Annotated in this window: 20 protein-coding genes and 1 pseudogene; 6 read left to right on the plus strand and 15 right to left on the minus strand. The window is 56.5% G+C overall.

The annotated features are described in order from the left end of the window. Positions 1-6: 6 nt before the first annotated feature. Positions 7-1,404 (minus strand): PTS fructose transporter subunit IIC, encoded by a 1,398-nt coding sequence (locus tag ACQG03_RS02460; protein ID WP_074148354.1) that lies wholly within the window; start codon positions 1,402-1,404, stop codon positions 7-9. Positions 1,405-1,583: 179 nt separating this feature from the next. Here ACQG03_RS02460 and ACQG03_RS02465 point away from each other — a divergent pair, with 179 nt between their 5' ends. Beyond that, the gene (locus ACQG03_RS02465) at positions 1,584-2,243 is read left to right on the plus strand and encodes a MurR/RpiR family transcriptional regulator (protein ID WP_063163210.1); all 660 of its coding nucleotides are present in this window, start codon (positions 1,584-1,586) and stop codon (positions 2,241-2,243) included. Between the two features lie 8 nt (positions 2,244-2,251). Here ACQG03_RS02465 and ACQG03_RS02470 read toward each other — a convergent pair whose 3' ends face one another. The 4 genes from ACQG03_RS02470 to treR form a co-directional block, all read right to left on the minus strand. Next, positions 2,252-2,998 (minus strand): oligogalacturonate-specific porin KdgM family protein, encoded by a 747-nt coding sequence (locus ACQG03_RS02470; RefSeq protein ID WP_022646873.1) that lies wholly within the window; start codon positions 2,996-2,998, stop codon positions 2,252-2,254. 134 nt (positions 2,999-3,132) lie between these two features. Next, positions 3,133-4,788, minus strand: a complete 1,656-nt coding sequence (treC, locus tag ACQG03_RS02475; protein WP_063163209.1) for an alpha,alpha-phosphotrehalase — start codon at positions 4,786-4,788, stop codon at positions 3,133-3,135. Positions 4,789-4,839: 51 nt separating this feature from the next. After that, positions 4,840-6,258 carry a PTS trehalose transporter subunit IIBC gene (treB, locus tag ACQG03_RS02480; protein WP_022646875.1) on the minus strand — a complete coding sequence of 473 codons (1,419 nt, stop codon included), beginning with the start codon at positions 6,256-6,258 and terminating at the stop codon, positions 4,840-4,842. Positions 6,259-6,385: 127 nt separating this feature from the next. Then, complete coding sequence (gene treR, locus ACQG03_RS02485) at positions 6,386-7,333, minus strand: trehalose operon repressor TreR (RefSeq protein ID WP_022646876.1); 948 nt, start codon at positions 7,331-7,333, stop codon at positions 6,386-6,388. A gap of 386 nt (positions 7,334-7,719) precedes the next feature. On the opposite strand from treR, the gene mgtA reads away from it, so the two are divergent. Both mgtA and ACQG03_RS02495 read left to right on the plus strand, forming a co-directional pair. After that, entirely contained in the window at positions 7,720-10,428 is a 2,709-nt protein-coding gene (gene mgtA / locus ACQG03_RS02490; RefSeq protein ID WP_063163208.1) for a magnesium-translocating P-type ATPase, read from the plus strand. Between the two features lie 200 nt (positions 10,429-10,628). Then, complete coding sequence (locus ACQG03_RS02495; RefSeq protein WP_063163207.1) at positions 10,629-13,013, plus strand: beta-N-acetylhexosaminidase; 2,385 nt, start codon at positions 10,629-10,631, stop codon at positions 13,011-13,013. 85 nt (positions 13,014-13,098) lie between these two features. Here ACQG03_RS02495 and gbpA read toward each other — a convergent pair whose 3' ends face one another. The 5 genes from gbpA to ACQG03_RS02520 form a co-directional block, all read right to left on the minus strand. After that, positions 13,099-14,550 carry an N-acetylglucosamine-binding protein GbpA gene (gene gbpA, locus ACQG03_RS02500; RefSeq protein ID WP_063163206.1) on the minus strand — a complete coding sequence of 484 codons (1,452 nt, stop codon included), beginning with the start codon at positions 14,548-14,550 and terminating at the stop codon, positions 13,099-13,101. A 136-nt stretch (positions 14,551-14,686) separates the two neighbouring features. Beyond that, the gene (ridA, locus tag ACQG03_RS02505; RefSeq protein ID WP_003863373.1) at positions 14,687-15,073 is read right to left on the minus strand and encodes a 2-iminobutanoate/2-iminopropanoate deaminase; all 387 of its coding nucleotides are present in this window, start codon (positions 15,071-15,073) and stop codon (positions 14,687-14,689) included. A 73-nt stretch (positions 15,074-15,146) separates the two neighbouring features. Beyond that, positions 15,147-15,608, minus strand: a complete 462-nt coding sequence (pyrI, locus tag ACQG03_RS02510) for an aspartate carbamoyltransferase regulatory subunit (RefSeq protein WP_003863370.1) — start codon at positions 15,606-15,608, stop codon at positions 15,147-15,149. A 12-nt stretch (positions 15,609-15,620) separates the two neighbouring features. After that, a complete protein-coding gene (gene pyrB, locus ACQG03_RS02515) occupies positions 15,621-16,553 on the minus strand; it encodes an aspartate carbamoyltransferase (RefSeq protein ID WP_003863368.1) in 933 nt (310 codons plus the stop codon). 34 nt (positions 16,554-16,587) lie between these two features. After that, complete coding sequence (locus ACQG03_RS02520; protein WP_022646880.1) at positions 16,588-16,692, minus strand: pyrBI operon leader peptide; 105 nt, start codon at positions 16,690-16,692, stop codon at positions 16,588-16,590. Here ACQG03_RS02520 and ACQG03_RS02525 point away from each other — a divergent pair. Continuing rightward, a pseudogene (locus ACQG03_RS02525) lies at positions 16,672-16,789 on the plus strand (hypothetical protein). The gene ACQG03_RS02520 and the pseudogene ACQG03_RS02525 overlap by 21 nt on opposite strands. A 3-nt stretch (positions 16,790-16,792) precedes the next feature. Here ACQG03_RS02525 and ACQG03_RS02530 read toward each other — a convergent pair. The 5 genes from ACQG03_RS02530 to arcA all read right to left on the minus strand — a co-directional run bounded on the left by ACQG03_RS02530 (position 16,793) and on the right by arcA (position 22,079). Then, positions 16,793-17,272 carry an arginine repressor gene (locus tag ACQG03_RS02530; RefSeq protein ID WP_042322591.1) on the minus strand — a complete coding sequence of 160 codons (480 nt, stop codon included), beginning with the start codon at positions 17,270-17,272 and terminating at the stop codon, positions 16,793-16,795. Between the two features lie 80 nt (positions 17,273-17,352). Continuing rightward, positions 17,353-18,756 carry a YfcC family protein gene (locus ACQG03_RS02535; RefSeq protein WP_063163205.1) on the minus strand — a complete coding sequence of 468 codons (1,404 nt, stop codon included), beginning with the start codon at positions 18,754-18,756 and terminating at the stop codon, positions 17,353-17,355. 46 nt (positions 18,757-18,802) lie between these two features. Beyond that, positions 18,803-19,807: an ornithine carbamoyltransferase gene (gene argF, locus ACQG03_RS02540; protein ID WP_038415176.1), complete on the minus strand. Its 1,005-nt coding sequence runs from the start codon at positions 19,805-19,807 to the stop codon at positions 18,803-18,805. A 129-nt stretch (positions 19,808-19,936) separates the two neighbouring features. Further along, positions 19,937-20,848 carry a carbamate kinase gene (gene arcC / locus ACQG03_RS02545; RefSeq protein ID WP_022646884.1) on the minus strand — a complete coding sequence of 304 codons (912 nt, stop codon included), beginning with the start codon at positions 20,846-20,848 and terminating at the stop codon, positions 19,937-19,939. Positions 20,849-20,858: 10 nt separating this feature from the next. After that, entirely contained in the window at positions 20,859-22,079 is a 1,221-nt protein-coding gene (gene arcA, locus ACQG03_RS02550) for an arginine deiminase (RefSeq protein WP_045620964.1), read from the minus strand. Between the two features lie 675 nt (positions 22,080-22,754). Here arcA and ACQG03_RS02555 point away from each other — a divergent pair. After that, entirely contained in the window at positions 22,755-23,207 is a 453-nt protein-coding gene (locus tag ACQG03_RS02555) for a YhcH/YjgK/YiaL family protein (RefSeq protein WP_063163204.1), read from the plus strand. A 238-nt stretch (positions 23,208-23,445) separates the two neighbouring features. Then, on the plus strand, positions 23,446-24,354 hold the full coding sequence (gene yagE, locus ACQG03_RS02560) for a 2-keto-3-deoxygluconate aldolase (RefSeq protein ID WP_063163203.1): 909 nt from the start codon (positions 23,446-23,448) through the stop codon (positions 24,352-24,354). Positions 24,355-24,364: the final 10 nt, after the last annotated feature.

A 24,364-nucleotide genomic window follows, 5' to 3' on the forward strand; every position in this document is an offset into this window, starting at 1 on the left:
TTCCCCTTATCTGGCGTTCTTTGGGCTGACATAGAGCACGCCCAGAGCGCAAATCAATGCGCCAGTAAAGACGCTCGCCAGGTACCCCGCTACATTAGTCGCCAGCGGCCAGCCCCAGACGGCTGGCAGAGGCAGCGTCTGCTTCACGCCAAGGGTAATAGCGACCAGCGCGCCGGCGACGGCACCGGTCATGAACACCGGGATAAGACGTGGGTTTTTCAGGATGAACGGGATCGCGCCTTCGGAGATCCCAATCACGCCCAGCAACAACGAGGTGCTACCGACGGTTTTCTCCTCCTGGCTAAAGACATCCGGTAATCCAAAGCGACCGTTGAGGAACGCAGCAAAGCCGACGCCGATGGAGGGGATCACGATGGAGAGTTCACGGGCGGTTAAATCAAACGTCTCGCTCATGCCATTCAGGCCGAGCGCGACCGAGCCTGCCGCCTTGTTGACCGGACCGCCCAGGTCGAACGCGGTACCTGCGGCGATCATCGCGGAATAGAACCCGCGTCCTGTGTCACCTGCCGAGGTAAAAAAGACCACCATCAGCTGGTTAAGTGAGCCAAAAATAGGGTTGATCAAATATTCCATGACCATCACCAGCGTAATGCCGGTGATGAGTGGGACGACAAGCATGGTTTTAATGGTGGTGAGCTGCTGACGGACGTGAATCGAATCATTGAGCCAGCGCACCAGATAGCCCACAAAAAAGCCGATACCAATGGCACCAAAAAAGCCGGATGGCATAAAGCCTTCGATATCAAAGAAGCGCTTATAGACTTCGTCTGACATGATGCCGCCGATAAGCCCGGGGATAAGCGCGGGTTTACCAGCAATGGAAAACGCCAGATACATCGCAAAAACGGGATACATGAACTTAATGGTCATAAAGCCCACTTTATCCAGCACGCTGAACGGCGAATGTTCGATGTTAATAAACTGCCCGGTAATTTTGGCCGTCGCCATCATCAGCCCGCCCATCACCACGACCGGCAGCATATAGCTGATGGCCGCCATAATATGGCCAATAAAAATCCGGTAAGCCGAACGCTGGAGATCGTCTTCTTGTGCGACAGTTGTGACGTTTTTTTCCATGGCCAGCGCCCGACGCAGATAGCGATCGGTATGTTTGATCAGCTCTTGTGTGCGGGTTTGAAGGTGAGGAAGGTTTTCAAAACGCTCGGCATCCTGAATGGGAACGTCGGTTGCCAGAATAATGGCCGTGGCGGAGGCGATATCCTGTTTTGTTAAGCGGTTTTGAACGCCATCGCTGCCCTGCGTTTCGACCTTTACCTCAATATTGTGCTCGTTAGCCCATGCAATAATTTTATTTGCCGCCATAAAGGTGTGTGCGATGCCTGTTGGACAGGCTGTTACCGCGACAACTTTTTGTTTCGTCATTGTCATAATTCCCTGAATGTGAAAACAGGGGAAGTATAAAGAGAACCTAAAACAGTTTTTAATGTTTGCTAATACTAATTACGTATCGTGATACGCGTAAATGCAATGTGTGAAGCGCCTTCCAGAGACTATTTTTATGTTGTGTTAATATCATGTTGGGATTAAACGGGGCGTAATAGATGAATTCATTCCAGGGAAGTGAACGTTTGATATTTGAATACATTCAGCATCATGCATATAATATTTCTAATATATCGGCAAAAGAGATTGCCCGTGACACCTTTACCACGACAACATCCGTTAATCGTGTATGTAAAAAAATGGGCTATAAAAGCTATACCGAGCTTCGGTACCGTTTTTTACGCGACCATTTTACGCCTGCACCTGCCGCCCCCGACACGGGGTCACAGGCGGATGATATTGTGACAGAAATGGCCAGGTTGCTTACGCATTCCAGCCATATCTATCTGTACGCACGGGGAGCCTCGCTCACCAGCCTCAACTACCTGTCGCGCTTTTTGTCGCTGGCGAGCCTGCCGCACCTTATTTTGAATGACATGCACCAGCTGACGCGGGTATCGAAGGGGACGCTGGTGTTGATCAGTAAATCCGGGGAGACGCAGTCGCTGATTGAAATGGCGCGTAACGCGCTGCGCAAAGGGTTGAAGATTATTGCGATTACCCGTCAGGGGTCGACATTGGTGTCGATCTCAACGCTATGCTGGGCGTTACCAATCGACATTAACGCAGTGTCTTTGTATCAGCGGGAAGGTCAGCTTGAACTGTTGAGCGCCGTGGACCGTATCGGCTGCAGGCTGCTACAGCACGATACGGTGTAGTCAGGCCGTCAGAGCTGCTTAACTATTCCCAGACGTACGGCATAATCATTTTCATGGTTGCCGTCATCGTTGATATAGGTTTTATCCAGCGATACAAGCTCGACGTAAGGCGTCCAGCCGTCGTCGAGCTTGTAGTTGAATGCGACGGTATGCTCCCAGTAGGTGTCATCCCCGGTTCCCTGATCGACGTTATCCTGCCAGCGGAAGCGCGGGTTGTAGGACATACCGAATTTGCCGATGTTATACGCGAACCAAATGTCGAACTGGTGTGACTGGCGGCGGGTATAACCGCTGCCGTCGAGTTCTTTATCGCTGTGCGCGTCATTGACGGTGTTATAGCGGTAGCGGGCGGAGAGATTCAGACCGTTATCGAATGATTTCCAGCCCTGAATAAAAGGGCGGTAATGCGTATTGCTGGTGGTGAAGACGGTTACCATCCCTGGCGCAACGGCGAAACCATTTCCCAGATCAAAACGCCAGCGCGTTTCGATTTCCTGTGCCGCTTCCGTTAGCCCTTTGTCGTCGGGATTATATCTGTCGGTATCACCAAAAAACGTATCGTTATGGTTTTGTGCGGCTTCAACGGAAAAGTAAAAACCGTTATTCGCCTGATGCATGACCTTAATACGTGAATCATTTACATCTGAGCGCGTATTATGACCAAAGCGAAGATCGACGGACGTATTTCCGCACCATCCCTGCGTGCTCAATAATAATACGCTAATACACGTTGCTTTAATAATTGTCTTTTTCATAATATCCTGCCGAGGTTATTTAATTGGCAGGCTATTTTTATTTTGAGTGCGCCATATTGTAAAAGTTATCGTCGTACATTTAGCGTATCGCTAAACATAAAAAAAGAGATACAGCATGCTGTATCTCCTGAGGTTTATTCCTGTACCCACCAGATAGCTTCAAACGGGCGCAATAGCAACGTATCGGGTCGGAAGGGAACCTCTTCATAGTTGCTGAGTGCCACCTGCCATGCTCGCTCTGCGGGGGCGGGCTGCCACTGCTGGCGCTCGTGGCTCAGATTCGCCACCACCATCAGCGTTTGCCCCTGCCATTGACGGCGATAGCACCACAGGGAAGGGTGGTCAGGCAGGAGATCCTCATAATCCCCCCACGTCAGCACCGGCAGGGTTTTGCGCAGGCGAATCAGCGACTGATAGGTGTAAAACACCGAGTCGGGGTCGTCCAGCGCCGCGCGGGCGTTCACGGTTTCGTAGTTGTCGCAGACACCAATCCACGGTTCGCCCCCGGTAAAGCCCGCATTGTGCGAGGCGTCCCACTGCATCGGCGTGCGCCCATTATCACGTGACTTACTCGCCAGAATCGCCAGCAGTTCATCCGTATCGCGGCCGTTCGCCCGCTGTTCGGCGAACATGTTCAGGCTTTCTACGTCGCGGTAGTCGGTGATACGGCTGAAATGCGGGTTGGTCATGCCCAGCTCTTCACCCTGATAAATATACGGCGTGCCCTGCATCCCGTGCAGCACCATACCGAGCATTTTCGCCGCCGCCACGCGGTGTTCCCCTTCGTCACCAAAGCGTGACACGATGCGCGGCTGGTCATGGTTACACCAGAACAGCGCGTTCCAGGCTTTGTTGTGCATCCCCTGCTGCCAGTGGCGGAAAAGGGTTTTCAGCGCCACGAAGTCCGGCTTCGCAAGCGTCCACTTTTCGCCGCCGGGGTAGTCGACCTTCAGATGATGGAAGTTAAAGGTCATCGACAGCTCGCGCCCGTCGAGCGACGCATACTGCTGACAGTTCTCCAGCGAGGTGGAGGACATCTCGCCCACCGTCATCAGGTTGCGCGGCGTAAAGACATCCCGGCTCATCTCCTGGAGATATTCGTGGATGCGCGGCCCGTCAGTGTAGAAACGTCGGCCATCCCCGATGGTGTCGTCCGGGAAATCCTGATCTTTTGAAATCAGGTTAATGACGTCCAGACGCAAGCCGTCCACGCCGCGATCGGCCCAGAACTCGCACACTTTTTTCAGCTCGGCGCGCACCGCCGGGTTTTCCCAGTTGAGATCCGCCTGCTCCGGCGCGAACAGATGCAGATAATACTGCTCGCTTTCGGCATGCCAGCGCCAGGCGTTGCCGCCAAACTTTGAGCGCCAGTTGTTGGGAAGCGCGTCCGGCGTACCGTCGCGCCAGATATAGAACTCACGGTACGGACTCGCTTTATCCAGCGACTCGCGGAACCAGGCGTGCTGCGTGGACGTGTGGTTAAAGACCATATCCAGCACAATGCGGATGCCACGTTCATGCGCCCGGGCAACCAGCTCGTCAAAGTCGTCCAGCGTGCCGTAGGTCGGGTCGATGGCAGTGTAGTTCGCCACGTCATATCCGTTATCCACCTGCGGCGAGATATAAAACGGCGTCAGCCAGATGGCGTCAATGCCAAGGGTTTTCAGGTAGTCAAGGCGCTGCGTTACGCCGCGCAGATCGCCGGTGCCGCTGCCGGTGGTATCCTGAAAACTCTTTGGGTAAATCTGATAGATAACGCCGTTCTGCCACCAGTGAGGAAGGGTATTCATAGTACGTTCCTGCAAATGCGAAGGGGCGCAACTGCGCCCCGAAAAAGGGAATTAAACAATCTGCAACGTGCCCTGACGGAACTTACGCTGGTAAACCACGGTAGTCAGCGCCATTGGGATGATAATCGCCACCGCCATCGCCAGCGCAAATACCTGCCAGAATGAAGGCTGAATGGAGAGGATACCCGGCAGGCCGCCGACGCCAATCCCGTTTGCCATTACGCCGTTCAGGCCGCACAGCAAGCCCGCCAGACCGGAGCCGATCATCGCGCAGAGCATCGGGAAGCGATATTTCAGGTTGATACCGTACATCGCCGGTTCAGTGACGCCGAGGTAAGCGGAGATGGCCGCCGGAACGGAGATCTCACGCTCGTTGTGCTTACGGCTGACGATGATGATGCCGGTTACCGCCGAGGCCTGCGCAATGTTAGACAGGGCGATAATCGGCCAGACCGGCGTGCCGCCGAGGCTCTGGATCATCTGCATATCGATCGCCAGCGTGGTCTGGTGCACGCCGGTGATCACCAGCGGAGCGTACAGGAAGCCGAACAGTGCGGCGCCAATCGGTGCGAAGCTGCCGGTCATCAGGTGACGGACCGCGAAGGCCACGCCGTCGCCAATCATGCGGCCAAACGGACCGATAAAGGCATGCGCCAGGAACACCGCCAGGATCAGCGAGCAGACCGGGACCACCACCAGATAGAGATAGTCCGGCACGATGCGCTTCAGACGCGTCTCAATAAAGCCCAGCGCCAGACCCGCCAGCAATGCCGGGATAACCTGCGCCTGGTAGCCCACTTTGGCGATGGTAAACAGGCCGAAGTTCCACACCTCTGGCGTTTGCTGACCAAGTAAGTAAGCGTTCATTAACTGCGGAGAGACCAGCGTCACGCCGAGTACGATTCCGAGAATGGGCGTTCCGCCCATCTTGCGCACCGCTGACCAGCAGATCCCGACCGGCAGATAGAAGAAGATGGCTTCGCCAATCAGCCACAGGAAGTCATAGATGCTTTGCAGCGCCGGGTACATCTGCGCCAGGGTTTTGCCGTCGCTCATTGGCACATCGCCGATGACGTTACGGAAGCCCAGAATTAAGCCCCCGCTGATCAGCGCAGGCAGCAGCGGGAAGAAGATCTCCGCAAAATGGGAAATCAGCTGCTCATGCCATTTCATATTCTGGCGCGCGGCCTTCTTCGCCTGCTCTTTATCGGCGGAAGAGTGCCCGGTAGTCGCCAGCAGAGCCTGATAGTAATCGCCCACTTCGGTACCAATCACCACCTGGAACTGCCCGGCGTTGGTGAAGCAGCCTTTAACCATTTTCAACTCTTCAATGGCTTTTGGATTGGCTTTGGCCGGATCGTTCAGCACGAAGCGCAGGCGGGTAATGCAATGGCTGACGGTGGCGATGTTCTCGCGTCCGCCGACCAGGACGATCAGCTGATCGATATCGGCTTGTTTGACTTTACTCATCATGAAACCTCATGACAGATGGTGAAAGGGGTTATGACCTGTGCGCAAGCCTACTCCTTCAACGTGACGGCGAAAATGGGAACGTTCCCGAAATCGGGCGAAGATCACAATAATCCATTCAAAAAAATTATGAGAGGCGGGCTGGAATAACGATCTGACGGGGCTCGGTACGCCCGGTAATTTGCTCGATCAGCTGCGCGGCAGCCTGCCGGCCAGACTCGGCATAACCCGGGTCAACGCTGATAATCTCCGGGTGTAAGAACTTCATCAGCGGCGTGCTTCCCACGCTCGCTAACTGCAGCTCCCCGATGCGTTGTTCCTGCAAATATTTGCTCGCACCCAATGCAAGGGTATCCGTGGCGCACACCAGGGCGGTGGTTTGTGCAGTCAGCACGCTGGCGACCTGCTCATATCCCTGTTTCATACCCAGTCCAGGCAGCGCGGCCACGGCGGGGAGATTGTTTTTTTTACAAAACGCCAGGTACGCTTCATGGCGACGCTTGCCGGTGGTGATGTCGGCATGCGGCACGCCGAGATAGCTGATATGCCGATGGCCCTGCTCATACAGGCGCTGCATCAGGATCACGATTGCCCCTTCGTCATCGTAACAGACAGAGGCAAACCCGCTGGCGTCGCGCGCCAGCAGCACCAGAGACGGCTGCCAGGGTTTAAGCATGTCCTCTTTAAGGCCGGTAAACCCGAACAGCACTACGCCATCAATGTTGCGGCGCTGAAGCATACCGAGATGCTCCTCCACCATTTGCGCGGAAAACTTACTCTCCATCATGATCGGATCGTAGCCCTGCTCGTAGAACGCGGGCAGCATCGTCTGTACGGCGAGGTTTTCGGAGAGGGAATCCAGACGCGAGACAATAATGGCGACCACTTTATCGCTCTGCCCGCGCATGGCGCGCGCGGAGCGGGAAGGGGAAAAACCGTGCTGATTCATCACCGCCTCGACGCGCTCGCGTGTGCGCTCGCTGACACCGCTTTCGTTGTTAAGCACGCGTGAGACGGTCGATTTCCCCACGCCGCTTAAACGCGCGATGTCTTTAATCGTAAGGCGGTTCTGCATGCTGTATTCCCTGTAACAACGATAAAATAATCAGTTGAGCCTAATGCTATCCTGCGAATTCGCTATGGGCAAAGTCTGGTTTACGTGCGGTTTATTTACGAGGGGGTATCATACCGCCCGAATAGTCACAAAAGGTATGGTTAAATCCTTATACTGCGCGACGACATCCCATTTTTAACTTACCGGAGGCCACATGGATCCCGATCCCACACCTCTCCTGACCAGGAGAAAACCTTCTTTCCGGTAAGCCAGCCTTTTGCTGTCTCACCGGCGTGAGGCAGCAACGTTCATACGTTCCTGCTTGATAAATTAAGTGCCTGACAGGTACGGCTCTGCCATGCCTGCGGGAAAACTGCGTCCGCCTTTGCGGATGCGGGGGAATGACTATGCTGAAAAATATCACCCGGCAGCTGTTCGCGCAGCTGAGCCGCCACCTGCCACATCGCCTGATTGCGCGCGATCCGCTGCCAAATGCCAACACCCTGGCGGGCGCGGAAATCCCCGCTTCCCTGACCGAGCGCTGCCTGAACGTGGCGGCGATGGATGAAAACGAAGTCTGGCGCGCCTTTGGCGGCCACCCGGAAGGGCTGAATGCGCAAGAAGTGTCAAAAATCCGCGAGGAACATGGCGATAACCAGATCCCGGCGCAAAAACCCTCTCCATGGTGGGTCCACCTGTGGCTCTGCTACCGCAATCCGTTCAACCTGCTGCTGACGGTGCTCGGGATTATCTCTTACGCCACTGAAGATCTGTTTGCCGCAGGCGTAATTGCCCTGATGGTGGGGATCTCCACGCTGCTTAACTTTATTCAGGAAGCGCGCTCCACCAAAGCGGCGGATGCGCTGAAAGCGATGGTCAGCAATACTGCCACCGTGTCGCGCGTGATTAACGACCTCGGCGAAAACGCCTGGATTGAACTGCCCATTGACCAGCTGGTGCCGGGCGATCTGGTGAAGCTGGCGGCGGGGGACATGATCCCGGCGGATTTACGCATCATCCAGGCGCGGGATCTGTTCGTCGCGCAGGCGTCACTCACCGGTGAATCCCTGCCCGTAGAGAAGGTGGCGAGGACCCGCGATCCGCAGCAGATGAACCCGCTGGAATGCGACACCCTGTGCTTTATGGGCACCACGGTGGTCAGCGGCACGGCGCAGGCCATTGTCACCGCTACCGGCGGCAACACCTGGTTTGGGCAGCTTGCCGGACGCGTCAGCGAGCAGGAGAGCGAGCCGAACGCATTCCAGAAAGGCATTGGCCGCGTCAGCATGCTGCTGATCCGCTTTATGATGGTCATGACGCCGATTGTCCTGCTGATCAACGGCTACACCAAAGGTGACTGGTGGGAAGCGGCGCTGTTCGCCCTCTCCGTGGCTGTCGGCTTAACGCCGGAAATGCTGCCGATGATTGTCACCTCCACGCTGGCGCGCGGGGCGGTCAAACTCTCTAAACAAAAGGTGATCGTCAAACACCTCGACGCCATCCAGAACTTTGGCGCGATGGACATTCTTTGCACCGATAAAACCGGCACCCTGACCCAGGACAAAATCGTGCTGGAGAACCACACCGATATCGCCGGAAAGACCAGCGAACGGGTGCTGTACAGCGCGTGGCTGAACAGTCACTACCAGACAGGGCTGAAAAACCTGCTCGACGTGGCGGTGCTGGAAGGTGTGGATGAAGAGTCTGCCCGCATGCTCTCCGGCCGCTGGCAGAAGGTGGACGAAATTCCGTTCGACTTTGAACGGCGCCGCATGTCGGTGGTGGTCAGCGAGCAGCCGGACGTACATCAGCTGATCTGCAAAGGGGCATTGCAGGAGATCCTGAATGTTTCCACGCAGGTGCGTCATAACGGCGAGATCGTGCCGCTGGATGAGACCATGCTGCGCCGCATCAAACGCGTCACCGATAACCTGAACCGTCAGGGGCTGCGCGTGGTGGCGGTAGCAAGCAAGTTCCTGCCCGCACGGGAAGGGGACTACCAGCGTATCGATGAATCCGATTTGATCCTCGAGGGTTACATCGCATTCCTCGATCCGCCGAAAGAGACCACCGCGCCGGCGCTGAAAGCACTGAAAGCGAGCGGGATCACCGTCAAAATCCTGACCGGCGACAGCGAGCTGGTGGCGGCCAAAGTGTGCCACGAAGTGGGTCTGGCCGCGGGCGACGTCGTGGTGGGGAGCGACATTGAGCACCTGTCCGACGATGAGCTGGCCGAGCTTGCCCTGCGCACCACGCTGTTTGCCCGCCTGACGCCGATGCACAAAGAACGCATCGTCACTCTGCTGCGTCGTGAAGGGCACGTGGTGGGCTTTATGGGCGACGGCATCAACGATGCGCCAGCCCTGCGTGCGGCGGATATCGGTATCTCCGTGGACGGCGCGGTGGATATCGCCCGCGAGGCGGCAGATATCATTCTGCTGGAAAAGAGCCTGATGGTGCTGGAGGAGGGCGTCATCGAAGGGCGTCGCACCTTCGCCAATATGCTCAAATACATCAAAATGACCGCCAGCTCCAACTTCGGTAACGTCTTCAGCGTGCTGGTGGCGAGCGCCTTCCTGCCGTTCCTGCCGATGCTGCCGCTGCACCTGCTGATCCAGAACCTGATGTACGATGTCTCTCAGGTCGCCATCCCGTTTGATAACGTGGACGACGAGCAGATCCAGAAGCCGCAGCGCTGGAACCCCGCCGATCTGGGGCGCTTTATGCTGTTCTTTGGGCCAATCAGCTCCATCTTTGACATTCTGACCTTCTGCCTGATGTGGTTTGTGTTCCACGCCAACACCCCGGAACACCAGACGCTGTTCCAGTCCGGCTGGTTCGTGGTGGGGCTGCTGTCCCAGACCCTGATTGTGCATATGATCCGCACCCGCCGCATTCCGTTTATCCAGAGCCGTGCCGCATGGCCGCTGATCGTGATGACGGGCATTGTGATGGCGCTCGGGATCGCGCTGCCGTTCTCGCCGCTTGCAAGTTACCTGCAACTTCAGGCGCTGCCGCTGAGCTACTTCCCGTGGCTGGTGGCGATCCTCGCGGGTTACATGGTGCTGACGCAGATGGTCAAAGGGTTCTATAGCCGTCGGTATGGATGGCAGTAACGGCAAGCCCGGTGGCGCTGCGCTTACCGGGCCTACGATCCGAACGTAGGCCGGGTAAGGCGAAGCCGCCACCCGGCAGCTGGCTTTCCTCCCAAATTCAACAACCTGTGATCTCCGTCAGCGCATTCGCTTGACGACAATTTGAGCGCATGTTAACAGAATGTTTTGCCTTTATTTGGCCCGTCAGATAAGGAACATTCATGTTACGGTACAGTCTCTTAACCGCCGGGCTTATGCTCGGCGCCTCCGCCTTTGCCGCCCCGGCAGGCGACCTTCCCTTAATGCCCTGGCCTGCGAAGGTTGAACGCCCGACCACGCAGGGTGCGCTGGTGCTTAACAATCAACTCACCGTGAGCGTCAGCGGCGATGATCTGGGGGATGCGGTCAACCGCCTGCGCCAGCGCATCGCCCTGCAAACTGGCTGGACGCTACAGCCGCAGGCCGAAAAACCTGACAAGCCAACCATCCGTATTTCCATCGCTAAAAAAGTGAAGCCGCAGCCGCTGCCGGACAGCGATGAGAGCTATAAACTCACGGTGGACGCCAACGGCGTAAATATCTCCGCCAACACCCGCTTCGGCGCGCTGCGCGCCATGGAAACCTTGCTCCAGCTGATGCAGAACGGCGCCGAAAACATCTCGATTCCGTGGGTTACCATTGAAGATTCGCCGCGCTTCCCGTGGCGCGGGCTGCTGCTCGATTCAGCGCGCCATTTCATCCCGTTACCCGATATCAAACGCCAGATCGACGGCATGGCCGCGGCTAAGCTCAACGTCCTGCACTGGCATTTGACGGACGATCAGGGTTGGCGCTTTACCTCGAAGCGTTATCCAAAATTAACCCAGCTTGCCAGCGATGGGCTGTTCTACACCCCGGAGCAGATGCGCGAGATTGTGCGTTACGCTGCCGAGCGCGGCATACGCGTGGTGCCGGAAATTGATATGCCTGGCCACGCCTCGGCGATTGCCGTCGCCTACCCGGAGCTGATGAGCGCGCCGGGGCCGTACGCCATGGAGCGCCACTGGGGCGTGCTTAAGCCAGTGCTGGATCCCACCAAAGAGGCGACCTATACCTTTGCCGACGCGATGGTCAGCGAACTGGCGGCGATCTTCCCGGATCCGTATCTGCATATTGGCGGCGATGAGGTTGACGACAGCCAGTGGAAAGCGAACGCTGCGATCCAGAGATTCATGCGCGACAACAAACTGGCGGACAGCCATGCGTTGCAGGCGTATTTCAACCGCAAGCTGGAGACGATCCTTGAGAAGCACCACCGGCAGATGGTTGGCTGGGATGAGATCTACCATCCCGATCTGCCGAAAAGCATTCTGATCCAGTCCTGGCAGGGACAGGACGCGCTGGGGCAGGTGGCGCAGAACGGCTATAAGGGCATTCTCTCTACCGGTTTCTACCTTGATCAGCCGCAATCCACCGCCTACCACTACCGCAATGAAATTGTGCCGCAGGGGTTGAACGGCGTGGATGTGATAGCAGACACCGACAGCGTCCAGAGCTGGGCTTTCTCGATGCCGCGTCTGAAAGGCAAGCCGGTGGAAGGCAGCTTTACGCTGGTGAAAGGCGATGCTGGCTGGCGCGGATTCATTGATTTTGCCGGGAAATCGCGTCGGGCGGTGGATAACATTCAGTGGCGGGACGACAATCAGGTAACGTTTACCGTTGATACCTGGATGGGTGAAACGCGTCCGGTCGTTTCTGTTGAGAACGATAAGCTCAGCGGCTATTTCCTGGTGGGTAACGCCCGCTACCTGATTAGCGGCACGCGTCTGGACGAGGTGCCGAAAGGCGTTCCGCCGGTGGTGCCGGACCCGGCGAACGAGGCCAATCTGCTCGGCGGTGAAGCCGCGCTGTGGGCGGAAAACGTAGTCGCGCCAGTGCTGGATATCCGTCTGTGGCCGCGCGCCTTTGCGGTGGCGGAGCGGCTTTGGTCGGCGAAGGACGTCAACGACATCGACAACATGTATACCCGGCTCCAGGCGATGGACAGCTGGTCCACGGTATCGGTTGGGCTACAGCAGCATACCCAGCAGCAGATACAGTTCACGCGCCTCGCTAACAATGCGGATACCTTGCCGCTGCAAATCCTCGCCCAGGCGCTTGAACCGGCGCAGTATTACACCCGCCAGCATCTTAAGTTCCAGGCCGGAAACTATCATCAGTTTGAGCCGCTCAACCGGCTCGCTGACGCGCTAAACGCGGAAAGTGCGACCGTGCGTCAGATGAATAAATGGGCTGATCGTCTGGTGAGCGACGCGGAAGACACCGAGAGCGCCGACGCGCTGCGCCACGTCTTTAACCGCTGGCAGAACAACACCAGCGACGTGCTGGCCTTGAGCGAAAACAGCTATCAGTTGAAGGCCATCAAACCGGTAATTCAGGAGGTGGACAAGCTGGCCTCGATTGGCCTGCGGCTGACGGATCTGGTGGCGCGCCAGGGAACGCTGGATGATAAAGAGATCGCGTCGATCCAGAGCGAACTGGACAGCGCGGCGAAGGTGCAGGATGAGGTGGTGATTGCGGCGGTCTATCCGCTGGAGACGCTGCTACGCGCCACGCGGAATCAGTAACACAAATGCCCGGTGGCGCTGCGCTTACCGGGCCTACGTGGTGTGTAGGCCCGGCAAACGAAGTGCCGCCGGGCGTAAAGGCCACTCAGTTCTTCATAACCCACGCCTCTTTCCAGTGTGCGCCAACGCCTGGCTCATACTGGTTTGCGGTTGGGCTGTACTGCACGCAGAAGCCGCTGTACGGGAAAGGCTTACATTCGTAGGTCTTACCGTCTTTTGGCTGTAGTACCACGGTGCCCGCTTTGTACGAGGCGATATTCTCCGGGAAGGTAAAGTCGTGGTGGCCGGTGCTGTCCGCAGCCGCATCGCTTTCCAGCATCAGGTTCAGCACGTCCTGGGCGAACATCGTGCCGTCTTTATTGGTCGCGTAGTATTTCAGCATATGGTGTCCCGCCGTCACGTCAGTCAGCGTCATGGTCACGTCCTGATTGACGTTGTTCATGTCCTGCTTCAGGTAACCTTTTTCCGCACCGTGGTGGTTCATCACGTGCGCTTCAAAATTAACGTCACCCTGCGTGTTGACGTGGAAGGTGACGGTCGCGTTGCCATGTTCGATTTTGCTGTATTGCAGATCGGAAACGGCGATGGTCTCGCTCACCTGCGCTTTTTGCTCTTCATAGGAGATGGCAACGGATTTCAGCGTGCTGCCCTCTTTCACGAATACGATGTTGGCGCCGTGAACCGGGCTGATGTCACCGGCTTCATCTTTAACACCGACTCGGACATCGCTCTGAGCGGTGTTGATCTTCTGCGCCAGATCGTAAGACCACTGGTTAGCGTCGGCTTGTTCAGCAGAGCCGATGGTCATTTCGGTACGCATGGCGGTCACTTCACCGTTGGCGTCGAAGAAGCGTGCGATAACCTTATCGCCCACGTTCAGGTTATTACCGGCAATCTGGCCGCTCAGGGTTTTGCTCCATTCGGAAACGATCGCAGGCGTTTCGTCCGGGGTTACGTTGCCACCATTCCCGAAATCAACGTCAATGGCCTGATAAAAGCTATTTGAGGTGTCCGCAATTTCCCACACGCCGTAAATAACCTGGTACCCCGTACGCGCAGGAACATTGCAAGTCATAGATTTTGTTACGGCTGGTGCCTGACTATTTCCGTTGATCGTACAGAATGGAGTTAATTCAAATTGATCGCGAGTCAGCGGCTTATTTGGATCCCAGTTTTGTTTGGTGATGTAATAGCGCCAGTTAGTGGTTTTATGCGGTGCAGTATGATGCCAGACGAACTCATGCGGGCCTGCCGTTATTGGGTTTTTGGTCCAGGCATTCAGGCTTTGCTTATCCAGCTGAGAATACTGGGAAATACCTGCACTGGCGAGCTGGCCGTCCGGCGGCATAGCGCCGGTCGGGAAACCGGAAGTTTTTTCCACGCTCTGCGGTTCATACTGTACAGCGCCGCAATCAATATTTTGGCCAAGCTTACACATATAGGCGCGGCTGGCTGGTGATTCAATATAGCCGTGAGCAAATGCCGACGATGCAACGGTCACTGTCGCGAGGGCAAGTGCAATTTTTGAAAGTTTCATTACTCATCCATTATTAGAGAATATTACCGGGTGGAGAAGCTTAATAATGGACGGTGCGATTTGTCATTTTATATGGAGAGTAAAAATAGTCGAAATAAAAAGGACAGCTAAGCTGCCCTTTCTTAATTGAATTGAATTAGCGACGTACGGCAATCGCTTCAATTTCAATTTTCACGTCTTTTGGCAGACGCGCCACTTCCACGCAAGAGCGAGCCGGGAAGGTCGCGTTGTGCTCGGTGAAGAACGCTTCGTAAGTGGCGTTAACGGTCGCGAAATCATTCAGATCTTTCACGAACACGGTTGTTTTGACGATATCGCCCACTTTCAGACCGGCAGATTCCACGATCGCCTGCACGTTTTCCAGCGACTGACGCGCCTGCGCCGCTACGTCGGCTGGCACTTCACCGGTTTTTGGGTTCACCGGGATCTGACCAGAAGTGATGATCATGCTGCCCAGATCAACGCCCTGAACGTATGGGCCGATAGCCGCTGGTGCATTTTCCGTCGCGAGTACTTTGCTCATTTTTTCTCCAGAATTACAGCGTTAAGAATGTTCCCGGCCATTATAACAGCCGGGATTTCATTACCAACCTCAATTAGTTGGCCAGCACCACATAATGAGAAAACTCTTTTTCGCAGTATTTGCATTTGAGTGCGATGTCATTGGCGCGTTTTTTCACTGCGAAACTGGAGGAAACCGGCTCAGCATGACTGATGCAGTTGCTGTTCGGGCAGACCAGCACGCTTTCGATGCGATCCGGCAGGCTTGGGCGGGATTTGCCCACCACGTCGTAATCGTCGATGCGGTTAACCGTGGCGTCCGGCGCGTACAGCGACAGCTGGTTAACCTGCTCGTCGGTCAGGAAGGTGTTCTCGATTTTGATCAGGTCTTTACGGCCCATTTCGCCCGACGGCAGGTTCAGGCCGATGGTGATGCGCTGGTCCGTTTCGGTCAGTTTGAACAGCGTCAGCAGTTTAAAGCCCACCTGCGCAGGGATGTGGTCAATCACGGTGCCACGCTTGATGGCTTCAACCTGGAGTTTGTTATCGTGTGTCATGGTCGTCTCCCCTTACAGAGCTAATTCGCGATTCAGAACCAGTGCCAGTAACGCCTGGCGAGCGAAGATGCCGTTTCCGGCCTGCTGGAAGTACCAGGCGTGCGGCGTTTTGTCCACGTCTGTGGTGATCTCATCGATGCGCGGCAGCGGGTGCAGCACCTTCATATTGTCACGCGCGCCTTCAAGGTCGCTGGCGCGCAGCACGAACTGCGCCTTCACGTTGGCGTACTCGGACGGATCCAGACGCTCTTTCTGCACGCGGGTCATGTAGAGAATATCCACGTTGCCCATCACCTCTTCGATACTGGCGTGCAGGCTCCACGCGATGCCTTTCTCGTCCAGCATGTCGAGAATGTACTGCGGCATCGCCAGCGCGTCCGGCGCGATAAAGAAGAAGCGGTTGCCGTTAAATTTCGCCAGCGCCTGGGTCAGGGAGTGGACGGTGCGGCCATATTTCAGGTCGCCGACCATGGCGATGTTCAGGTTCTCAAGCGTGCCCTGCGTCTCCTGAATGGTGAACAGATCCAGCAGGGTCTGCGTCGGATGCTGGTTGGCGCCGTCACCGGCGTTCAGTACCGGAATGCCGCCGGAAAACTCGGTCGCCAGACGCGCCGCGCCCTCCTGCGGGTGGCGCATCACAATCGCGTCAACGTAGGTACTGATAACCGAAATGGTATCCGCCAGGGTTTCGCCTTTTTTGCCCAGCGACGTGTTGCTGCTGTCCGAGAAGCCCACCACGCTCGCGCCCAGACGGTGCATGGAGGTTTCGAAGGAGAGGCGGGTGCGGGTCGAGGCTTCGAAGAAGCAGCTCGCAATCACCTTGTGCTTCAACAGCTCCGGTTGCGGATTGGCCTTCAGTTTTGCCGCGGTTTCCAGAACCAGTTCCAGCTCTTCGCGGCTGAGGTCGTTTATGGAAATGATGTGTTTTTGATAAAGCGGATTCATGTTTATCTCCTGACGCCGGGCAAAAAAAAGCCCCTCAAATGAGGGGCTCTGGGAATAGGTTTAGCAACGGGAAGAAAAACGGCAGGCCAGCGTCTGATTTCAGACGCGGTAAGACGTTATGTCGTACACGCTTGACCATGCTTCCTCCCGGCAAATTGTCGGGCATTATACGCAGCTCGCTTTTGGGATCAAGCGATTTAATGCACGCTTTACTCAATGCAAACGGTTCTTTGTGAATATTAATGCGTTCTGAGTAAATAATTAATTTGCTTATGCACCAGCGCGGTGCGCTTCACTACGCGGGGCGCGACCCAGACAATACTGCTCCCGGCCACTACACCTAAAATTTCCGGTAACTGGTGATAATCCAGAATACGCGCCACCGCGCGGCCATATCCGGCGACGGTATGGATAAGGATAAATTCGCTGTTGTGCTCCACGCTCACCACCATTTCAGAGACCGTACGCGCCGCGTCGGGGGCCGGGCGCAGCTGGGGATTCAGCGAATAAATCTTTAGCCCTTTGGCATTGCGAATTTTTATGACACCAAGCAACTTGAGCAGACGTGAAACGGTGGACTGGCTGATGGTCTCAAAACCATGCTCCTGTAAGTCGCGGCGGATCTCTTCCTGGGAGAGATAGCTCTTTTCCGCGATCAGACGCTGGCAGACCGTTAGCTGTAGTTGCTCTTTGGGAGAGTACTCTTCGTAATCCATCATAGTTCCCATATCAGTTCCCGAAATAACCGGTGGCACCGCACCGATCCGTAGGCCGGATAAGCGCAGCGCCATCCGGCAAATCACAACAAAGCGCCCAGGCTTAACGCCACCATAATCACCACCGTTAAAATCCCCAGCAGCGGCGCGACCCATTTCAGATAACGCACGTAGGGCACGCGGGCGATAGCCAGCCCGCCCATCACGACGGCAGAGGTGGGAGTGATCAGGTTGACGATGCCGGACGCCGACTGGTAAGCCGTAACCACCAGGTCGCGGTTGACGTTAGCGAAATCGGCAAGGGGCGCCATGATCGGCATCGTCAGAACGGCCAGGCCGGACGAAGAAGGCACAAGAAACGACAGCACCACTTCCAGCCAGTACATCACGTTGATGAACGCCACCGTCGACAATCCGGTGACCATTCCCTCGGCGCTGTGCAAAATGGTGTGGGTAATCATGCCCTTATCCATGATCACTACGATACCGCGCGCGATGCCGATTATCAGCGCGACGCCCAGCAAATCTCGCGCGCCGTTGATAAAGGTTGAGGTCAGCTCCTCTTCGCTCATGCGGGCGATCAGCCCGACGATAATGGCACTGGCGAGGAACACCGCCGAAATCTCCGCCATCCACCAGCCCAGCACCGCCACGCCGTAGATCATCACCGCGAAGGCGAGGGCGAAGATCACCAGGATGAGTTTGCGCACCGGGGTAAATTCCAGCGACTGCTCGCCCTTGTTACCGAGAAAGTGGGCGAGATTTTCTTCCTGCTTATCCGCCACGATCGACAGCGACGGATCCTTGCGCACCTTGCGGGCGTAGCGCATTACCCACACCACGCAGATGATCCAGCCGATCACCAGCAGCGCGATGCGTAGCATGATGCCGTTGGTGAAGGGGATCCCGGCGGCGTTGGCGGCGATCACCGTGGCGAACGGGTTGATGGTGGATCCGAGCGTGCCGATCCCCGCGCCGAGCAGCACGGTAGAAGCCGCTACCACCGGATCGAACCGCGCTGCCAGCATCACCGGCACCAGTAAGGTATAGAAGGGTAGCGACTCTTCGGCCATGCCGTAAATCGTGCCGCCGGCGGCAAACAGCGCCATCAGGATCGGGATCATCCACTCTTCGCGGCCGCGCAGCCGGGTGGTGACGCGTTCGATCCCGGCGTCTATCGCCCCGGTTTTAGTGACGATCCCGAGGAATCCCCCGATGATCAGAATAAACAGCGCCACGTCGATCGCCCCGGCCTGGCCGGACTCCGGATCGTACAGCCCGGCAATCGGCGCCATCAGCACGGAGACGAGCCCCTGCGGGTGCGCTGCCACGTGCGCGTAAGTGCCAGCAACCGGCACTTCTTTGCCGAGCGCCTCGTTCATCGCCATATGGTACTGCCCGGCCGGAACAATCCACGTCAGCACGGCAACCACGGCAATCAGAAAAAAGAGAATGGTATAAGCGGAGGGAAATTTGAACTTGCCCATGATGTTCTCCTGAACCCGGCGCACCCCGCGGCGCGCCGGGCGGTGATTAGTCGCCGAGTGTCGCCACCATGACCGCTTTAATGGTGTGCATGCGGTTCTCTGCTTCGTCGAAGACGATGGAGTTCGGGGATTCAAAGACCTCTTCCGTCACCTCCAGCCCCTTCAGGCCGTACGCCATCTCGATTTCGCGGCCCACTTTGGTATGTTCGTTGTGGAACGCCGGCAGGCAGTGCATGAACTTGACGTTCGGGTTACCGGTGGCCTTCATCACGTCCGCATTAATCTGATACGGCTTCATCAGGCTAACGCGCTCGGCCCACGCCTCCTTCGGCTCGCCCATGGAAACCCAGACGTCGGTGTAGAGGAAATCGGTGCCCTGCACGCCTTCTCCCACATCGTCGGTGAGGGTGATGCGCGCGCCGGTCTCTTTGGCGATGGCGCGGCACTGCTCAACCAGCCCGGCCTCCGGCCAGAAGGATTTCGGCGCCACAAGGCGGATATCCATCCCCATTTTGGCCGCGCCGACCATCAGCGAATTACCCATGTTGTTGCGCGCGTCGCCGAGGTAAGCAAAGCTCAGCTCCGGCAGGGTTTTGCCCGGAGAGTGCTCCAGCATAGTCATCAGGTCGGCAAGGATTTGCGTCGGGTGGAACTCGTCGGTCAGGCCGTTCCACACCGGCACCCCCGCGTATTCGCCCAGCTCCTCAACGATGGCCTGGCCGTAGCCGCGGTACTCGATGCCGTCATACATGCGGCCCAGCACGCGCGCGGTGTCCTTCATCGACTCTTTGTGGCCAATCTGCGAGCCGCTTGGGCCGAGGTAGGTGACCTGCGCGCCCTGGTCGAACGCGCCCACTTCAAAGGCGCAGCGGGTGCGGGTGGAGGTTTTTTCAAAGATCAGGGCGATGTTTTTCCCGACCAGGGTTTGTTTTTCGCGACCGGCTTTTTTGGCCGCCTTCAGCTCGATGGCGAGGTCGATCAGGTACTGGATCTCCGCCGGGGTGTAGTCCAGCAGTTTCAGGAAGTTGCGGTTTTTCAGGTTGATGGTCATGGGTAAATCCTTTTTAAAATTAATGTCTAAGACCTTACCCCTCACCCCAGCCCTCTCCCCAAAGGGGAGAGGGTGTCATCGTCCCCTCTCCCCTTTGGGGAGAGGGTTAGGGTGAGGGGAAATGGGTGCTCAGTTACGAATCAACGTGCCTTTCTCGCCCGCCAGGATCTCCGCGCCGTCGGCCAGCGCGCCGATCCCGGCAATGCCGTTGCAGGCTTCAACAAACTCGCGGCAGGCGGCCACTTTTGGCCCCATCGATCCGGCGTCGAACTGCATGCCTCTGAGCAGTTCCGGCGTGACCTGCGCCAGCGGGCGCTGGGTCGGCTTGCCCCAGTCGAGGTACACTGCGTCGGCATCGGTGAGGATCAGCAGGGCATCGGCCTCGATCTGCCGCGCCAGCAGAGCGGCGGAGAGGTCTTTGTCGATCACCGCCTCAATGCCGCGATAACCGTTGGCGTTTTCCACCACCGGCACGCCGCCGCCGCCGTTGCAGATGACCAGGTGGTCGCGCTGAATAAGCGCCGTAATGGCGTCGCTCTCCACGATGCGCTTCGGCTGCGGAGAGGGCACCACGCGGCGGAAATAGGCCCCGTCGACCTTGAACACCCAGCCTTTTTCCGCGGCCAGCGCTTTCGCCTGGGCTTCGCTGTAGACCGGGCCGATGTACTTGGTCGGGTTGCTGAACGCCGGGTCGGCGGCGTCCACTTCCACCTGCGTGAGCAGGACGCTCACCTCGCGCTGGGGCAGATTGTTTTTCAGCGCCTGCTGGAGCATGTAGCCGATCATTCCCTGGCTTTCTGCACCAAGAACGTCCAGCGGGTAGGGAGTGACTTTGTCGTAGGCGCTGTTTTGCAGCGCCAGCAGCCCGACCTGCGGGCCGTTGCCGTGCACCAGCACCACGCGCCATTGCTCCGTTAAGCCTGCGATGGTGCGGGCGGCCTGCTCGATGTTCTGACGCTGGATGTCCGCTTCCAGCGGCTCGCCGCGCTTGAGCAGCGCGTTGCCGCCCAGGGCCACAACCAGAGTGGGTTTTCGTTCCATGATGGCTCCTTTAAATTCCGTCGCGTTCCAGTGGGCAGCTCATGCAGCGCGCGCCGCCGCGACCGCGTCCCAGCTCGTCGCCCGGGATCGGCAGCACGGTGATGCCCGCCTTGTCGTACTTCTCGTTGGTCCAGACGTTGCGCTCGTAGCCGATCACCACGCCCGGACGGATGGTCAGGACGTTGTTGGCGTCGTTCCACTGCTCGCGTTCGGCTTCAAAGGCATCGCCGCCGGTGGTGATCAGGCGCACCTGGTTAATGCCGAGGGCTTTTTCGATGGCGTGCAGCAGGTCGGTTTCCTGGGTACGCAGCAGGCCGCCGCGTCCGTCCGGGGTGAGCGTCCAGCACTGGGCGTCCTTGCGCACCACTTCCGGGTAAACGGAGAAAGTGTCCACGTCGATGTGGGTCATCACGGTGTCGAGGTGCATGCAGGAGCGATGTTTCGGCAGCTCAACGGCGATCACGCGCTCGGCCTGACGATGTTTAAACAAGCTGTTGGCGAGGAACTCCACGCCCTGCGGCGTCGTGCGCTCAGACATGCCGATCAATACCGCCCCGCGGCCAATCACTAATACGTCGCCGCCTTCCAGGGTGGCGTGGTCGTAATTAATATTCTCGTCGCCGAAATACTTAATAAACTCGCCATCGGCAAATGCGGGGTGCCAGCGATATATTGCGCGCAGATTATTGGTTTCGCGCTGACGGGCGGGTTTCGCCATCGGATTAATGGATACGCCGTTATAAATCCAGCAGGAGGTATCGCGGGTAAATAAGTGGTTCGGCAGCGGCTTCATAATAAAATCATTTGCCGTGTGGGTATCGACCACCATATTTTTAATAGCCGCCGGAATTTCACCGTAGGTTAATCCGCCGCTTAATCGGCGCGCCAGTTCCCGGTGCGGCATATCCGCCAGCCAGCCGCGGACGTCGCCGGCAAAGGCTGGGCCGAGGCGGTAGTCGGAGATTTGTGTTTCAAGAAGCCAGGCTTTTGCTTCGGCAATATCAAGCGTTTGCGTAAGAAGGTCGGTCAATAGAAGGACTTCCACACCCTGCTCGCGCAGCGTGTTTGCGAAGATATCATGCTCCTCTCCCGCCCGCTCAACCGAGAGCACGTCATCAAATAACAACTCCTGACAATTCGATGGCGTTAAACGTTTAAGACTTAAATTAGGACGGTGCAGCATAACGCTACGCAATTGACCAATTTCAGAACCGACGTAATGCTTTTCCATAATTATTCCTTTAACTGTTTTTCAGAATAAAAAGGGCATGCGCCATGTGATGTGTTTAATTTCATGGCGGCTAAGCTCAATTGATTTCGTGATTCATAGTAGGCGCTTAAATAATGGTTATTGTGACGCTGCTCACGCGAAAACCGATATTGAGCAGTTTATTTTCAATTGCATGATTCGTATCAGATAATGATTAATTTCATATTATTACGGGATGAATAGCTAAGCAGGAACGGGTGGCAATATTTGAGGTTGTTATTGTTTTGTAGAATTACATGCTTTGAAATATTTAGTTATGCTGTTGATTTTAATGAATAAAATTTTGCCTCGAGAATAGCTATGCAATAATGACAGTTAACTATTTTTCACTTAAGAGAAATCGATAAATAATTATGGGATTTTAAAGGAAATAACCGAAGTGATAAAGTGTGATGCAACAACAGGTTTTGTGAGTTACGTTTTAAATTCAGCGAGTTAGATAAGTTGCGTAAAGCTTAGGAAATGAGGTTATGCATAACGACTGCATAAATGCCTTTATGTAATTAACAGTGAATTAACACATTTTCCGATAAACATGCGCTGGCGCAAATCTTGTCTAAAAAGGGCTGGTATGGGAGAGGCGATTCTCGTATAAAAGATAAAAATGAAACAATGTTTTGATTTGAGGGTTGTATCATGATTATTGGCAATATTCATCATCTCCAGTCCTGGCTACCAGAAGAGCTGCGCCAGGCCATTGAGCACGTTAAGACCCACGTCACCGACGCGACGCCGACCGGCAAGCACGACATCAGCGGCAACAGCCTGTTTTATCTGGTATCGGAGGACATGACCCAGCCGTTCGCTGAGCGTCGCGCTGAATACCATGCACGCTACCTGGATATTCAGATTGTGCTGAAGGGGCAGGAAGGGATGACCTTCAGCACCCTGCCGCACGGCACGCCGGACACCGACTGGCTGGCTGACAAAGACATCGCGTTCCTGCCGGAAGGCGAGCAGGAGAAAACCGTGGTGCTGAGCGAAGGAGATTTCGTGGTGTTTTACCCGGGCGAAGTGCATAAGCCGCTGTGCGCGGTGGGGGCGCCTGCTAAGGTCAGGAAAGTGGTTGTTAAGATGCTGGTGGAGTAATTCCTTACCCCTCACCCTAACCCTCTCCCCAAAGGGGAGAGGGGACTTTACCACCCTCGCCCCTTTGGGGAGAGGGCCGGGGTGAGGGGTTAGCGGACAATATGTGATCCAGCTTAAACTTCCCGCACTCCCTCCTCATCTCCCATTTACCTGTGCTTTTTCTCCGTCATAGTATGATCGTTAAATTAATGAACACTGTTCTATAATGTAGAACAAAATGATTCAGCAAGGAGATCACATGCCGCAGTCCGCGTTGTTCACGGGTATCATTCCCCCTGTCTCCACCATTTTTACCGCCGATGGCCAGCTTGATAAGCCGGGCACCGCCGCGCTGATCGACGATCTGATCGCTGCGGGCGTCGACGGCCTGTTCTTCCTGGGCAGCGGCGGCGAGTTCTCCCAGCTCAGCGCCGAAGAGCGTAAAACCATTGCCCGCTTTGCTATCGATCATGTCGATCGTCGTGTGCCGGTCCTGATCGGCCCCGGCGGCACCAACGCCCGGGAAACCATTGAGCTGAGCCAGCACGCGCAGCTGGCGGGCGCGGACGGCATCGTGGTGATCAACCCTTACTACTGGAAAGTGTCGGAAGCGAACCTGATCCGCTATTTCGAACAGGTGGCCGACAGCGTCACGCTGCCGGTGATGCTCTATAACTTCCCGGCGCTGACCGGGCAGGATCTGACCCCGGCGCTGGTGAAAACCCTCGCCGACTCGCGCAGTAACATCGTCGGCATCAAAGACACCATCGACTCCGTCGCCCACCTGCGCAGCATGATCCACACCGTTAAAGCGGCCCATCCACACTTTACCGTGCTCTGCGGCTACGACGATCATCTGTTCAATACCCTGCTGCTCGGCGGCGACGGGGCGATCTCGGCCAGCGGTAACTTTGCTCCGCAGGTGTCGGTAAATCTTCTGAAAGCCTGGCGGGATAAAGACGTGGCGAAAGCGGCTGAGTATCATCAGACCCTGCTGCAAATCCCGCAGATGTATCAGCTGGATACGCCGTTTGTGAACGTCATTAAAGAGGCGATCGTGCTCTGCGGTCGTCCAATTTCTACGCACGTCCTGCCACCAGCCTCGCCGCTGGACGAGCCGCGTAAGGCGCAGCTGAAAACCCTGCTACAACAGCTCAAGCTCTGCTGAGCCGGACGAT

Origin of the sequence: Enterobacter cloacae complex sp. 342H5 (assembly GCF_050030905.1) — a bacterium.
Lineage (GTDB): Bacteria > Pseudomonadota > Gammaproteobacteria > Enterobacterales > Enterobacteriaceae > Enterobacter > Enterobacter intestinihominis.

Bases quoted from the DNA above. Each gene is read 5' to 3' on its own strand.
- ridA (WP_003863373.1), bottom strand. From the start codon at position 15,073: ATGAGCAAAGTACTCGCGACGGAAAATGCACCAGCGGCTATCGGCCCA.
- pyrI (WP_003863370.1), bottom strand. From the start codon at position 15,608: ATGACACACGATAACAAACTCCAGGTTGAAGCCATCAAGCGTGGCACC.
- ACQG03_RS02555 (WP_063163204.1), top strand. From the start codon at position 22,755: ATGATTATTGGCAATATTCATCATCTCCAGTCCTGGCTACCAGAAGAG.
- mgtA (WP_063163208.1), top strand. From the start codon at position 7,720: ATGCTGAAAAATATCACCCGGCAGCTGTTCGCGCAGCTGAGCCGCCAC.
- ACQG03_RS02460 (WP_074148354.1), bottom strand. From the start codon at position 1,404: ATGACGAAACAAAAAGTTGTCGCGGTAACAGCCTGTCCAACAGGCATC.
- argF (WP_038415176.1), bottom strand. From the start codon at position 19,807: ATGACCATCAACCTGAAAAACCGCAACTTCCTGAAACTGCTGGACTAC.
- ACQG03_RS02495 (WP_063163207.1), top strand. From the start codon at position 10,629: ATGTTACGGTACAGTCTCTTAACCGCCGGGCTTATGCTCGGCGCCTCC.
- ACQG03_RS02535 (WP_063163205.1), bottom strand. From the start codon at position 18,756: ATGGGCAAGTTCAAATTTCCCTCCGCTTATACCATTCTCTTTTTTCTG.
- ACQG03_RS02520 (WP_022646880.1), bottom strand. From the start codon at position 16,692: ATGGTCAAGCGTGTACGACATAACGTCTTACCGCGTCTGAAATCAGAC.
- ACQG03_RS02470 (WP_022646873.1), bottom strand. From the start codon at position 2,998: ATGAAAAAGACAATTATTAAAGCAACGTGTATTAGCGTATTATTATTG.
- arcC (WP_022646884.1), bottom strand. From the start codon at position 20,848: ATGGAACGAAAACCCACTCTGGTTGTGGCCCTGGGCGGCAACGCGCTG.
- treC (WP_063163209.1), bottom strand. From the start codon at position 4,788: ATGAATACCCTTCCTCACTGGTGGCAGAACGGCGTTATCTATCAGATT.
- treB (WP_022646875.1), bottom strand. From the start codon at position 6,258: ATGAGTAAAGTCAAACAAGCCGATATCGATCAGCTGATCGTCCTGGTC.
- ACQG03_RS02530 (WP_042322591.1), bottom strand. From the start codon at position 17,272: ATGATGGATTACGAAGAGTACTCTCCCAAAGAGCAACTACAGCTAACG.
- ACQG03_RS02465 (WP_063163210.1), top strand. From the start codon at position 1,584: ATGAATTCATTCCAGGGAAGTGAACGTTTGATATTTGAATACATTCAG.
- gbpA (WP_063163206.1), bottom strand. From the start codon at position 14,550: ATGAAACTTTCAAAAATTGCACTTGCCCTCGCGACAGTGACCGTTGCA.
- yagE (WP_063163203.1), top strand. From the start codon at position 23,446: ATGCCGCAGTCCGCGTTGTTCACGGGTATCATTCCCCCTGTCTCCACC.
- pyrB (WP_003863368.1), bottom strand. From the start codon at position 16,553: ATGAATCCGCTTTATCAAAAACACATCATTTCCATAAACGACCTCAGC.
- arcA (WP_045620964.1), bottom strand. From the start codon at position 22,079: ATGGAAAAGCATTACGTCGGTTCTGAAATTGGTCAATTGCGTAGCGTT.
- treR (WP_022646876.1), bottom strand. From the start codon at position 7,333: ATGCAGAACCGCCTTACGATTAAAGACATCGCGCGTTTAAGCGGCGTG.